Here is a 12,806-nt window from a genome sequence, read left to right as displayed (position 1 = left end):
TGAGTAGAGTGCCTCAAGATAAGGACATGAATCACTCTAAAGGTCGAAAAAGCCCAACAGAGTGCCTCTAGTGGGGAATATGAGTACTCAGACGCTAAAAAATGCCTGTCAGTCCTCGAATTGGTTTATTCTTGCTTTTTCATATTTCTTGTTAGTTTGAAAGCGCTCCTGCCGGGCCATACCGGATGCACATATATTCTCCTGCTTGCTTTTTGCTCAATATGTTTGTTTATTTTCCTCTTTCCTACCGCGATAAGATTGCTTATAATACACTAAAAAGGGAGGTAATAAATGGATAATTCTCCGGTCTGGCTAAAAGCAGCTGCCATCTTTCTCTTTTTAGCATCAACCTCATTCTTAATCATGGGTAAGGACGAATTGTTCTTTGTGACTTCGGGATTACTAATTTTTATTGCTTCTTTAACAAGAACTATTCTTCATTCCAAGCAAAAAGATAAATCATATAACTTTAACTTGGTGATGACTATTTTCTTTGGATTGTCACTAACTTTCGGCATATTCTATTTTTTCTTTTAATGGAAAAAGCTCTTTCTCACTCTAGAGGGCTTTTTCTAATTCAAAAAAGCCCTTTTATCCTTAAAGGGCTGAAACTCTTCCTTACTTAGGCTGTGCCTTGGTGACCGTAGTTCCGAGTAATGTTGTCCACAAACGTGTTTATTTTCCAGTGAACTGGAAGCATGGGACATTTTTTGGATGATAAAACATATCGAATGATAATCATTGATGAAAAAAGACCCAGCACTCCTGATGATTTTTCTCAGGAAGATAGTTTGCCATCTGACGAAATGAGATCGAACATCATCAAAGCAGAAGTTTACTCAGAGGAAAAAGTTCTGGATGACCACATATATCCTCTGGATCAGCTGGCAAAAAGCTTTACTGATCATCTTGCGCTTGCTCATTGCCATGTAAGAGTGAATTTTTATGTGGAAGATATAGAAAGTGCACTGAATGACCATGTAAAAAGGAAATTGGGCTGCAGTTACGATGAGATTCCTATGGAAAGATTTTTTTATCTCAATCAAAATCCGGATTCGAAATAATGGCCAATCGTTATTCATTGAAATTACACATTGACTAAGTTCTATTCCTTCTCTTTTCACCAAGGGGGCCGTATTATGATAAAGAGGGGGGAATAGTATGAAACGCGACTGGCTGATAACGCTTAGAAAAAATAAAAATCTGACTCAAGCGGACGTGGCAGACTCGATTTTTATCGACCGGGCCTATTATTCGCAGATCGAATCTGGTACAAGAAATCCCAGTGTGGATATAAGCAGGAACCTTGCTAAGGTTTTAGATATAAACCCTTCGCTTCTATTGTCTGATTTAGCCGCCTTTCAAGAGGTGTTCACGCGAACGAAATGCATGCTTGCGCACAGTGACCTTGATCTGAGATATACATGGATTTTTGATTCGGTCAATCAGGAGGAAGTCAATCAGTTTATCGGTGCAAGGGATGATGAATTAAGCTTTTGCATCGATTCCCAAAAATTGATCTCTCTTAAACAAAGAGTACTGGATACCAAAGAAACATCAGGAACATTCGCAGAATATGAATATAACAATGAAGTACACACTCATTATATAGTAGGATATCCCCTGCTAGGGGAAGAAGGCGAATTAATTGGCATTGGTACATTTGGGATCAAAATAAATGCTTTGGGTTTATAATTCCTGGATTAATGTAGGCTGCAGATAATCTAAATGGCCATAAACAAATAGCGCGGCCAGCTAAAAAGGGAAATGCCTTGAACAAAAGTTCAAGGTATTTCCCTTTTCTTATACTATCTCACTGCATCAAAAGCATTGATTTGCCACTTCCCGCGTACCTTTACAAACGTAACCTTTTTCTTTTCATGCTGCTTTTCGCCGTAAGGCACCGTGAATTCAAACTGGCGGATATCTTTCCTGGAATAGATCAGCTTTGCCTTAGCTTTATTCCACTGGAGCAGGCTGCCGCCATCGGCATTTGGCTGTGCCATTTTTCCTTTATACTCAATGAATCTGTATTTCTTGTAGCCTTTATCGATTGCATTTAAGGTGAAAGATTCGTTAAGGTACTTGGTCAGCTTTGCTTTCGTATTGATTTCACTGCAAAGGTAGCGATATTCTGTGCCTTTGTACTGAAAAGTCTTAATGGAGCAGGCTGTATTCTTCTTAGATGGGATATGTCCGTTCATAGCATTCCAGTGATGCACACGTGCGCTCTGCGCCAGTTCGACTGCTTTTTTGCTGCTTAAATCTCCGCTCGCGGATTTGGCCGAGGCGCCAAGGCTGAAAGTAAACAGGGCGACAGCAGCCAGCAGGATGGATAATAATTTTTTCATTTTAAAGCCTCCAATAAGTTGTAGTCACTTGCTAACCTTATATTATCGTTCCATCTCTTCAAAAGAGTTACAGAAAGGTTACCGAAATGCAGATGATTGTTTACAGTTTTCAGGCATAAAAAGAGCCTCTGCCCAATTTCCCGGGAGAGGCTTCTTACGTCTTTACTTTTGCTGTTTTAAGCATAGCTTCTGCATTTCCTCCTGTTTCATTTCTTTTCGGCCCTGATGAGGTCAAGGCTGCGGATCAGAGCTTCACCGCCAAGTCCTGCCAGCATGGACAGGAATGCTACCTTCAAGAGGGAGCTTGCATCTGATGAAAGCACAAGCAGCGCTGAGGCGAGTGAACCTAATACCATTTCCTCCAAAAAGCCTAGATAGATGAATTGCTTTGTTCTTTTCGGCATGATCAGCTTCCCGTGCTTCTTAAGATGCCCAACCGCGCCGACAAGGCCACCAATGAATATTGCGAAGACGACATGCTGCCACATTTGCCTCACACTCCTAAAGCCGGTATTTTTGGTGCGACCTTAGGTCAATCATGGTGCTGTCTCTATTATATAACAGAGCGGGAGAGGAAAGATATGCATAAATCGACTGAATTTTCAGCGCACAGCGAATGGTACATATGTACTCTTCAGGAAAAAGTAAGCAGCAAAGATGCGACTATTCTAGTGCTCACAAGGTTTTTGGGCAGAAAAAAACCCAGGCAACACATGGCCCGGGCTGAGAGAATCATATAATCAGTGGATATGGCGGTAGACGCCAATGACCTTGCCAAGAATGGAAACATTCCTGAGAATGATAGGCTCCATTGTAGAGTTTTCAGGCTGAAGCCTAATATAATCCCTTTCCTTGAAGAAACGCTTGACAGTTGCTTCATCCTCATCTGTCATTGCAACGACGATATCGCCATTGTTGGCTGACTGCTGCTGGCGGACGATGACGTAGTCTCCGTCAAGGATGCCGGCTTCAATCATACTTTCACCCATGATTTCAAGCATGAAGACCTGTTCGGCTGCCGGTGCCATGCTTTCAGGAAGCGGGAAGAACTCTTCTACATTTTCAATCGCAGTGATCGGCTGTCCTGCTGTAACCTTCCCGAGGATAGGAACGTTGACGACATTATTCCTTGGAATATGAGATGTTTCATCAAGCTCCAGGATTTCAATTGCACGCGGCTTTGTCGGATCCCTTCTGATCATCCCTTTGCTTTCGAGGCGGGCAAGATGCCCATGCACAGTCGAGCTGGAGGCCAGGCCGACTGCTTCCCCAATTTCCCTGACTGAAGGGGGATAGCCCTTCGCTTTCACTTCTTCCTTGATAAATTCGAGTATATCCTGCTGCCTTTTTGATATTTTAGCCATGTATTCGCACCCCGTATGGTTATTATTGATTAAATTATAGCATGTACCCGGAACAGATACAAACATAAGTTCGAATTTTTGTTGACGGAAAACACATGTTCGGTTTATAATAAATTTAACGAAATGCGAACATATATTCTGACAGTGGGGTGTCTTGTATGAAAAAATTGTGGAATCAATACTCATATGCTATTATACTTATCGTTTTAAGCTTTGGGGCGGCTTTGCTGCTTACCGGATACGACAAAATTTTCGGTGAAGAAGACTACATAAAGGTGACGGTTGATGAAGGAGATACATTATGGGGGCTGTCTCAGCAATTTTCGGACAAGCATAAGCTGTCTGCAGAAGACTTTGTAATGTGGGTGGAAGAGGAGAATGGAATCGCCGGCAGTGCAATCCAAGCGGGGGAGCAGATTATGATCCCGGTTAAAGCAGACAGCCATACAAGGCAGCTGCAGGATGATCTGCAGAACTTTGCGGGTGAATGACATAAAGGAGCATATATGAAAGCAGTAATCTATTGCAGGGTATCGACAACAAAAGAAGCGCAGGAAACATCCCTGGAGAGGCAGGAGGAGGAACTGACTGCGCTTGCCGGGGAAAAAGGCTTTGAAGTAGCCGCGATCATCAGGGAACAGGCAAGCGGGTATGACCTGGAGAGGGACGGTGTACTCGAGCTTCTTGATCTTATAAAGGATGAAGGCATCAAAGCGGTCCTTATCCAGGATGAAACGAGGCTCGGAAGGGGCAATGCCAAAATCGCCCTGCTTCACTTCATATATAAAGAGGGCGCTGTGCTCTACAGCATTTCCCACAATGGTGAGCTGCAGCTTTCCGAATCAGATTCCATGGTTCTTAATATCGTCTCGATGGTGGAAGAATATCAGCGCAAGCTGCATAATATCAAGATCAAAAGAGGCATGAAAAGGGCAGTGGACAAAGGATTCAGGCCAGAGAAGAACCTGAAGAATCTGGGGGAGCACTCTGGAAGGGAACGGATCGAGGTTCCAATAGAAGAAATTGTCCGCCTGAGAGCCAGCAGGCTGACATTTTCGGAGATCGCGGCAACTCTCAGGGGCTTCGGCTATCCCATTTCCAAGGCGACAGTGCACAGGCGCTATCAGGAATACATAGATGCACAGGAAGAGTAAGAGTGTTTGCCTTGGCAAACGCTTTTTTTTATAGTAACATTTGATGTATTCTCCGGCCGTTTAGACCAGGGCCCTAAGGGGAAGACGACTAGAGAAAGCCAAATGAAATGAATGAAAAAGGAGCGTTATTATGCTGCCTAAAGATAAAATGGCCAGAATCAATGAGCTGGCAAACAAAGCTAAGACCGCAGGGCTGACGAATGAAGAGGCAAAGGAACAGACAAAGCTTCGCAGCGAGTATCTGCAGACATTCCGTTCCAATATGCTCACAACCTTAAAAGGTGTAACCATCATGGATCCAAAGGGGAATGACGTTACACCGAAAAAGATAAAAAAGCTGCGTGAGGACGAGAAGAAGCGCCTTCATTAATGCATCAGGCCAAAAAGGAATACAAAATCTGTGTTCCTTTTTGGATTTATTTTTTGGTTCTCTTTTACATACAGGTTTCCAAAATGCACAAGATATACAGAAGCTTCTCAGTTGTGTAAAATAAAGAGCCGCTATAAAATTAATTGAGCAGGATTTTTTTAAAGAGAGGATGTAGTATATGTTTGAATCTATCGATGATTTGTCCATAAGCTCGATCAGAACTCTATCTATCGATGCTATTGAAAAAGCAAATTCCGGCCACCCTGGCATGCCTATGGGGGCAGCTCCTATGGCGTACACACTCTGGAGCCGTTTCATGAACCATAACCCGGCAAACCCTGAGTGGTTTAACCGTGACCGTTTTGTCTTATCTGCAGGACATGGTTCCATGCTTCTATACAGTCTGCTCCATTTATCAGGCTATGGTCTCACAATCGATGACCTGAAAGAATTCCGCCAATGGGGAAGCAAGACTCCCGGACACCCTGAATACAAACATACAAAGGGCGTTGACGCGACAACTGGTCCGCTTGGACAGGGAATCTCAATGGCAGTCGGCATGGCTATGGCTGAGCGCCACCTGGCAGCCGTCTACAATAAAGACAAGTATAATGTAGTCGACCACTTTACATACAGCATTTGCGGCGACGGTGACCTTATGGAAGGTGTATCTGCCGAAGCAGCATCGCTGGCAGGCCACCTGAAGCTTGGCAAGCTCGTTGTCCTTTATGATTCAAATGATATCTCCCTTGACGGCGACCTTGACCGCTCTTTCTCTGAAAGTGTGGAGCAAAGGTTCAAATCTTACGGCTGGCAGTATATCCGTGTTGAAGACGGTAATGACCTTCACGAAGTGGCGAAAGCGCTTGAGGAAGCAAGAGGCGACCTTGACCATCCGACTATGATTGAAGTAAAAACGGTCATCGGATTCGGCTCACCTAACAAATCCGGGAAATCAGATGTTCACGGCGCACCGCTTGGTGCAGATGAGCTGAAGCTGACGAAGGAAGCTTACAAGTGGACTTTTGAAGAAGATTTCCATGTCCCGGATGAAGTGTACAGCCACTTCAAGAAACACATCGCAGAACGCGGAGAAAAGACTGAGCAGGAATGGAACTCTATGCTTGAAAGCTATAAGCAGGAATTCCCTGAGCTCGGTGCACAGCTTGACGGAGCAATGAAAGGCGAGCTTCCGCAAGGATGGGATAAGGATATCCCTGTATACGAAACAGGTTCAAGCCTGGCAAGCCGCGCCTCTTCAGGCGAAGCACTGAACGGAATCGCGCAGAATCTTCCATTCTTTATCGGCGGATCTGCTGACCTTGCCGGTTCGAATAAAACGATGATCAAAGGCTCGGGCGACTTTACCCCTGCTTCATTCGAAGGCCGCAACATCTGGTTCGGCGTAAGGGAATTCGCCATGGGTGCCGCCCTAAACGGTATGGCCCTTCATGGAGGCTTAAAGGTATTCGGAGGAACATTCTTCGTATTCTCTGACTATCTTCGCCCGGCAATCCGCTTAGCTGCCCTGATGGGTCTGCCTGTTACTTATGTATTCACGCATGACAGCATCGCTGTTGGTGAGGACGGCCCTACACACGAGCCGGTTGAACAGCTTGCATCACTTCGTGCGATGCCTAATCTGTCTGTCATCCGCCCGGCTGATGGCAATGAAACCTCTGCTGCCTGGAAAGTGGCGGTAGAATCACAGGATAAGCCGACAGCTCTTGTGCTGACGCGCCAAAACCTGCCTACCCTCCAGGATACTGACAAAAACGCGTATGAAGGCGTATCTAAAGGAGCTTATGTTGTCTCACCGGCTGGCAAAGATCAGGCAGATGCCCTGCTGCTTGCTTCCGGATCTGAAGTGCATCTTGCTGTAAAAGCGCAGGAAGCACTGAAGAAAGAAGGCATCGATGCAGCAGTTGTTTCCATGCCTGCATGGGACCGCTTTGAAGCACAGTCCAAGGAATATAAAGAAAGCGTCATTCCGAAGGCTGTCAAGAAGCGCCTTGCCATTGAAATGGGCTCTTCACTTGGCTGGCACCGTTATGCCGGTGATGAAGGCGATGTATTAGCGATCGATACATTCGGCGCATCTGCACCAGGTGAGAAGATCATCGAAGAGTACGGCTTCACAGTTGAAAACGTGGTTGCACGTTTAAAGGCCCTTCTGTAAAGGGTATAAAGAGAGCGTCAGAGTACGCTCTCTTTTTTATTTCCTTACAATTGATTAAATATTTTTATTTTTTATATAATTGATAGGCAAATAAGCCTGTTCGACAAAATTAGTGCCTATTTTTGACGCTGAAAGACAAAGTAACTGATTCTGTTCCCTTATACTTGAACAATATAGAAGATATTGGAGGAGATGTTGGTGAGAACCTATCAGCTTTATTTAATAGAAGACGAATTTGCTTCCCATTATTTCGGCAGAGAGCGGATGTTCTACCAGCTCTTTCAGGAATACAGCCGTTCGAAGGGAGAGCTGAAATCGATCCTGTCACGCCAGATTGAGTTTATCACAAGGCCGATTCCCGCCCTCAGGCTTCACCAGTATCTTACACAGCAGCTTTCAAGGAAAAAAGGAGCATCAGCCGATCAGGGGGCCTATGTTATCCAAAACGGAAAAAACAGTTCAGCGCGGCTTGAAATCTATGACCGATGTTTAGTGATTGAATCACATGGGAATTATGATGCAGAAACGGTGTTCTTTGAAATCCTCCGGAAAAATGAATCCTCTTATCTGGCGGTTGATATGACGAACAGGCGCTTTGGCTGGCTGAAGCCGATCAAAGAAAGAAAATTTATTTAAATAGGGGAAAAACAGGTGCAAATATTGTATAATAACCTTTGGTTTAGTACACTGTATGATAGACAACATGAAGGAGGAAGTTTTGAATGTGGGACGTTATTCTAGTTGGTATACTGGCATTGATCGCCGGTGTAGCACTAGGATTTTTCATCGCTCGTAAATATATGATGAGCTACTTAAAGAAAAATCCGCCAATCAACGAACAAATGCTTAAAATGATGATGATGCAAATGGGTATGAAACCATCTCAGAAGAAAATTAATCAGATGATGTCTGCCATGAATAAGCAGTCCGGCAAGTAAGGCTTACATAGGGCTCCCTATTGTAATAAAGTCTATGGCCATCACTGTACATCAAGAAAGCCGCTTTTTCTGTGATTATGACAGAGAAAGCGGCTTTTTAGATAAAAATCGTAAATGTTAAGCTGAGGGTAACATGAAAAAATACAGATTGAAAACCGGCTTTAACGGCAGATTCAAACGCGGTACAGTATTCTGGCTGATTGCTGAATCCGAATTCATCGGCATTAAGGAATATGTCCTGCGGACGAAAGACCTGGAGCACCGGATCCAAATTTCAGAAGAAGAGCTGATGAAGCATTTTGTGCGTCTTTATGACGGAAACGGAAGCTGATAGAGGACAAGCACCCTGGGTGACAGGGATACTTGTCCTCTTTTTATTATGCTTCTGGCGTGGATGTGAAAACGGAAAATCCGTAGATGCCGAAATCAAGAAGGGTCACGAGCTGAAAGCCGTTAGCCAGAAGGCATTCTGCAGCAGGGTTGTATCGTGCTCCTGTTTCAAGTGTCTCAAGGCAGGCTTCTGCATCATTTCCCAGAACAGTCGCCTGGGAAATCCTTCTCAGTGATACAGGACTTAATGGGTTCCGGAACCAGCAGACTGTTACGACTGTCGGAAGGCTTGGCAAAGATGGAATACCAGCAGACATTTAAACACCTCTTTTCCTTTTTATCTCTATAGTTAATGCTTGTACGCTCCAACTTGTCCCTGCCAATATCACGGATTCCGATAAATGATGAATATGTCTTTAGTGCGCCCCTTGAAAAATCTTTCTTATTTTTAAAATATTTGATAAACTATTTGGAGCATAATTGAGGAAAAATCAGGAACACGAGAGCCGGGGGAAGCAAGCATGAAAGTATTTGCAGATTTAATGTGGTTTTTTAAGCAAGAGAAGAAATCGTATGTGACAGGGATTTTCCTGCTGCTGTTTGTAGCATTCCTGCAGCTGATTCCGCCGAAGGTCATCGGGATTGTGGTTGATCATATCAAAAACGATACTTTGACCAGCGGCCTTCTTGTCAACTGGCTCCTGATATTGATTGGAGCCGCACTCATGATGTACATATTGCGCTATTATTGGCGGATCATGATTTTCGGATCTGCCGTCAAGCTGTCCAGGCAGCTGAGGAACAGGCTGTACCGGCATTTTACAGAGATGCCGCAATCGTTTTACCAAAGAAGGCGGGTCGGGGACCTGATGGCCCATGCGACAAATGACCTTCAGGCGGTCCAGCAGACGGCCGGCTCAGGCGTTTTGACCCTTGTCGACTCGCTTGCCACAGGTGGATTTGTCATCATCGCCATGGCTGCGACGATTAACTGGAAGCTGACGCTCATCTGCCTGATCCCGATGCCTCTCATGGCGATTTTGACGAGCTGGTATGGGACGCTCCTCCATAAGCGGTTCCATGGGGCACAGGAGGCTTTTTCTGCTTTAAATGATAAGACACAGGAAAGCATCACAGGCATCAAGGTCATCAAGACCTTTGGCCAGGAGAAAGAAGATATAGAGGATTTCCGCAAACAATCACATGATGTGGTGGAGAAAAATATTTCAGTGGCCAAGGTGGATTCACTTTTTGATCCAACAATCAGCATCATCGTCGGCATTTCCTTTTTCCTGTCTGTCGCTTTTGGCGCCAGATATGTGATTTCAGGTGAATTAACAATCGGGGAGCTTGTTTCATTTACAACGTATCTCGGACTCTTGATTTGGCCGATGCTTGCCTTTGGCTGGCTCTTTAATATCGTCGAAAGAGGGCGGGCTTCCAATGACCGGATCATGAGCCTGCTTGCCGAAAAGGCAGAGGTGGCTGACAAGGAAGGTGCACTTGCAATCGTTCCGAGCGGGGATCTTGTTTATGATATCAATAAATTTCTTTACCCTAACGAGGAAAAGCCTGTCCTCGAAGACATCCGCTTCCAATTGAAAAGGGGTGAAACCCTTGGGATCGTCGGGAAGACAGGTGCCGGGAAAACAACGCTCCTTAAGCTGCTGATCAGGGAATTTGACGGTTTTGAAGGGGATGTCCGCTTTGGCAGCCATTCAGTCAATGATTATACGCTTGAAAAGCTGCATGAGGCCATTGGCTATGTGCCGCAGGATCATTTCCTTTTTTCAGCCACAGTCGCTGAAAATATTGCCTTTGCGAACCCTTCCTCTGAGCGGGAGGAAGTATTCAAGGCAGCAAAGCTTGCCAATATCCATGAAGATATCCTTCAATTTACGGAAGGTTATGAAACGGTTGTCGGTGAGCGCGGCGTTTCCTTGTCTGGCGGGCAGAAGCAGCGGATCTCAATCGCCAGGGCGCTCATGATGGACCCGGAAGTACTGATCCTGGATGACTCTCTGTCAGCGGTTGATGCGAAGACAGAGGAAGCCATCCTGAACGGCCTCAGGAAAAACCGGGCAGGCAAGACGACCATCATCACCGCCCACCGCTTGAGTGCGATACAGCATGCGAATCTGATCCTTGTGCTCGATGAGGGCAGAATCGCGCAAAAAGGCACACACGACGAGCTGATGGAAGAAGAAGGCTGGTATAAGAGCATGTATCTCCGCCAGCAGCTTGAAGAACTTGTAGAGCACGGAGGCAGAAATCATGGAGCATAACCAGCAGGATATCAATAAGAAAGAACAGCGGACCGTCCTATACCGGCTCCTTGCTTATACAAAGCCGCATAAAGCAACGCTTATCCTCGCCTTCAGCCTGCTGCTGCTGACAACGATCGGCGATATCATGGGGCCTATCCTTGTCAAAATATTCATTGATGACTATCTGACACCAAGGAACCTGGCATTCGAGCCTCTGTTCCTGCTCGGCGCAGGCTATATCGGCATCCAGGTCATGAATGTCCTGATCTCTTATTTCCAGCTCCTCAAGTTCCAGGAGATCGCTTTAAAAATCATTCAGCAGCTGCGGATCGACGTTTTTTCAAAGGTGCAGTCGCTCGGCCTGAAATATTTCGACCAGACGCCGGCCGGGAGCATTGTCTCTCGCGTCACGAATGATACAGAGGCCATCAAGGATATGTTTGTCAGCGTCCTTGTCATCTTCATCCAGAGCGGCTTCCTCCTGATCGGGATATTCATCGCGATGTTTGCCCTGAATGTCCAGCTCGCCTTATTCTGCCTGGTGATCCTGCCGATCATCTTTATGATCATGCAGATGTACCGCAAATACAGCTCGCGCTTTTATCAGGATATGAGGGAAAGGCTCAGCCAGCTGAATGCGAAGCTTAGCGAGTCGCTCCAGGGAATGGGGATCATCCAGGTATTCAGGCAGGAAAAGCGCCTGCGCAAAGAATTCGCAGACATTAACCAGAAGCATTATGACGCAGGAATGAGGAACATCAAGGTTGATGGGCTGCTCCTCAGGCCGGCAATAGACCTGGTCTATACACTTGCGCTTGTAATTGTCCTGGGCTTTTTCGGGATCACCTCATTCAGCAATCCGATTGAAGTCGGAGTTTTATTCGCATTTGTCAGCTATCTGGACCGCTTTTTCGAGCCGGTCAACAATATGATGCAGCGGTTATCCATGTACCAGCAGGCCATCATTGCCGGCTCCAGGGTCTTCAGGCTCCTGGATGAAGAAGAGCTTGCGCCCGCTCAAAAGGAAGAGAAGCTTTCAATCGGGGACGGACAGATTGAATTCAAGGATGTCAGCTTTTCGTATGATGGAAAGCGGGATGTGCTGAAAAACATCAGCTTTACTGCCAAGCCGGGCGAAACAGTGGCGCTGGTTGGCCATACAGGAAGCGGAAAGAGCTCGATCATCAATCTTATGATGAGGTTTTATGAATTCTTAAGAGGTGACATTTTGATTGACGGGCAGTCGATTAAGTCTTATCCAAGGGAAGAGCTGAGGGAAAAGCTTGGTCTAGTCCTCCAGGATCCTTTCCTGTTTTATGGAACGGTCAAGGACAATATCCGCCTCCATGATACAGAGATGACCGATAAGGAAATAGAGGAAGCTGCCCATTTCGTTCAGGCGCATACCTTCATTGAGAAGCTTGATGACCGCTACGATCACAAGGTAGTTGAGAGGGGCTCGACCTTCTCCAGCGGTCAAAGGCAGCTGATCGCTTTCGCACGGACGATTGCAGCCAACCCGAAAATCCTTGTACTTGATGAAGCGACTGCCAATATCGACACTGAGACAGAGGAGGCCATCCAGACGGCCCTTGAGAAGATGAGGAAGGGGCGCACAACCATTGCCATCGCCCACAGGCTATCCACCATCCAGGATGCTGAATTGATCCTTGTCCTTCACCAGGGGGAAATCGTGGAACGGGGCACCCACCAGGAACTGCTCGCACTGAAAGGCTTGTACCATAAAATGTACCTGCTGCAGAACGGTTCAGTCGAGAGAGTGGAAGACGCAGTCGGCAACGCTTAAAAGACAAAATAAAAACAGCTTGGGCTTATATAGCTTCCAAGCTGTT

16 protein-coding genes are annotated in these 12,806 nt (G+C 45.8%); 12 read left to right on the top strand and 4 right to left on the bottom strand.

The annotated features are described in order from the left end of the window. Nucleotides 1-291: 291 nt before the first annotated feature. From ABU165_RS08340 to ABU165_RS08330, 3 genes are all read left to right on the top strand, one after another. Nucleotides 292-537 carry a hypothetical protein gene (locus ABU165_RS08340; RefSeq protein ID WP_101547525.1) on the top strand — a complete coding sequence of 82 codons (246 nt, stop codon included), beginning with the start codon at nucleotides 292-294 and terminating at the stop codon, nucleotides 535-537. A gap of 173 nt (nucleotides 538-710) precedes the next feature. Then, nucleotides 711-1,064 carry a hypothetical protein gene (locus ABU165_RS08335; RefSeq protein ID WP_156917002.1) on the top strand — a complete coding sequence of 118 codons (354 nt, stop codon included), beginning with the start codon at nucleotides 711-713 and terminating at the stop codon, nucleotides 1,062-1,064. Between the two features lie 97 nt (nucleotides 1,065-1,161). Beyond that, a complete protein-coding gene (locus tag ABU165_RS08330) occupies nucleotides 1,162-1,695 on the top strand; it encodes a helix-turn-helix domain-containing protein (protein ID WP_318060073.1) in 534 nt (177 codons plus the stop codon). 113 nt (nucleotides 1,696-1,808) lie between these two features. Here the strand turns inward: ABU165_RS08330 and ABU165_RS08325 are convergent, their stop codons facing one another. From ABU165_RS08325 to lexA, 3 genes are all read right to left on the bottom strand, one after another. Next, complete coding sequence (locus ABU165_RS08325) at nucleotides 1,809-2,351, bottom strand: IseA DL-endopeptidase inhibitor family protein (protein ID WP_009791595.1); 543 nt, start codon at nucleotides 2,349-2,351, stop codon at nucleotides 1,809-1,811. Between the two features lie 206 nt (nucleotides 2,352-2,557). Then, nucleotides 2,558-2,839, bottom strand: coding sequence for a DUF4257 domain-containing protein (locus tag ABU165_RS08320; RefSeq protein ID WP_094767396.1), 282 nt, complete (start codon nucleotides 2,837-2,839; stop codon nucleotides 2,558-2,560). A 252-nt stretch (nucleotides 2,840-3,091) separates the two neighbouring features. Continuing rightward, entirely contained in the window at nucleotides 3,092-3,715 is a 624-nt protein-coding gene (gene lexA, locus ABU165_RS08315; RefSeq protein WP_009791598.1) for a transcriptional repressor LexA, read from the bottom strand. A 158-nt stretch (nucleotides 3,716-3,873) separates the two neighbouring features. On the opposite strand from lexA, the gene yneA reads away from it, so the two are divergent. From yneA to ABU165_RS08280, 7 genes are all read left to right on the top strand, one after another. Beyond that, the gene (yneA, locus tag ABU165_RS08310; protein WP_129612362.1) at nucleotides 3,874-4,206 is read left to right on the top strand and encodes a cell division suppressor protein YneA; all 333 of its coding nucleotides are present in this window, start codon (nucleotides 3,874-3,876) and stop codon (nucleotides 4,204-4,206) included. Nucleotides 4,207-4,221: 15 nt separating this feature from the next. Beyond that, nucleotides 4,222-4,869, top strand: a complete 648-nt coding sequence (locus tag ABU165_RS08305; RefSeq protein WP_009791600.1) for a YneB family resolvase-like protein — start codon at nucleotides 4,222-4,224, stop codon at nucleotides 4,867-4,869. 130 nt (nucleotides 4,870-4,999) lie between these two features. Continuing rightward, the gene (locus tag ABU165_RS08300; protein ID WP_009791601.1) at nucleotides 5,000-5,239 is read left to right on the top strand and encodes a DUF896 domain-containing protein; all 240 of its coding nucleotides are present in this window, start codon (nucleotides 5,000-5,002) and stop codon (nucleotides 5,237-5,239) included. 178 nt (nucleotides 5,240-5,417) lie between these two features. After that, complete coding sequence (tkt, locus tag ABU165_RS08295; RefSeq protein WP_022543748.1) at nucleotides 5,418-7,418, top strand: transketolase; 2,001 nt, start codon at nucleotides 5,418-5,420, stop codon at nucleotides 7,416-7,418. Between the two features lie 198 nt (nucleotides 7,419-7,616). After that, nucleotides 7,617-8,054, top strand: a complete 438-nt coding sequence (gene sirA / locus ABU165_RS08290) for a sporulation inhibitor of replication protein SirA (protein ID WP_022543749.1) — start codon at nucleotides 7,617-7,619, stop codon at nucleotides 8,052-8,054. A gap of 86 nt (nucleotides 8,055-8,140) precedes the next feature. Continuing rightward, nucleotides 8,141-8,356, top strand: coding sequence for a YneF family protein (locus ABU165_RS08285; protein WP_009790944.1), 216 nt, complete (start codon nucleotides 8,141-8,143; stop codon nucleotides 8,354-8,356). 133 nt (nucleotides 8,357-8,489) lie between these two features. After that, entirely contained in the window at nucleotides 8,490-8,687 is a 198-nt protein-coding gene (locus ABU165_RS08280) for a hypothetical protein (RefSeq protein ID WP_009790945.1), read from the top strand. Between the two features lie 46 nt (nucleotides 8,688-8,733). On the opposite strand, the gene ABU165_RS08275 is transcribed toward ABU165_RS08280, so the two are convergent. Beyond that, nucleotides 8,734-9,003, bottom strand: coding sequence for a hypothetical protein (locus ABU165_RS08275; RefSeq protein ID WP_009790946.1), 270 nt, complete (start codon nucleotides 9,001-9,003; stop codon nucleotides 8,734-8,736). Between the two features lie 204 nt (nucleotides 9,004-9,207). On the opposite strand from ABU165_RS08275, the gene ABU165_RS08270 reads away from it, so the two are divergent. Further along, nucleotides 9,208-10,971, top strand: coding sequence for an ABC transporter transmembrane domain-containing protein (locus ABU165_RS08270; RefSeq protein WP_318060072.1), 1,764 nt, complete (start codon nucleotides 9,208-9,210; stop codon nucleotides 10,969-10,971). Further along, nucleotides 10,961-12,760, top strand: coding sequence for an ABC transporter ATP-binding protein (locus ABU165_RS08265; protein WP_318060071.1), 1,800 nt, complete (start codon nucleotides 10,961-10,963; stop codon nucleotides 12,758-12,760). Before ABU165_RS08270 ends, ABU165_RS08265 begins: the two co-directional genes overlap by 11 nt. Nucleotides 12,761-12,806 lie beyond the last annotated feature (46 nt).

The organism is Cytobacillus sp. T106, assembly GCF_040492155.1.
Lineage (GTDB): Bacteria > Bacillota > Bacilli > Bacillales > Cytobacillaceae > Bacillus_AB > Bacillus_AB infantis.
Note: the sequence above shows the minus strand (reverse complement) of the source record. Positions and strands in the feature narration are given on the sequence as shown.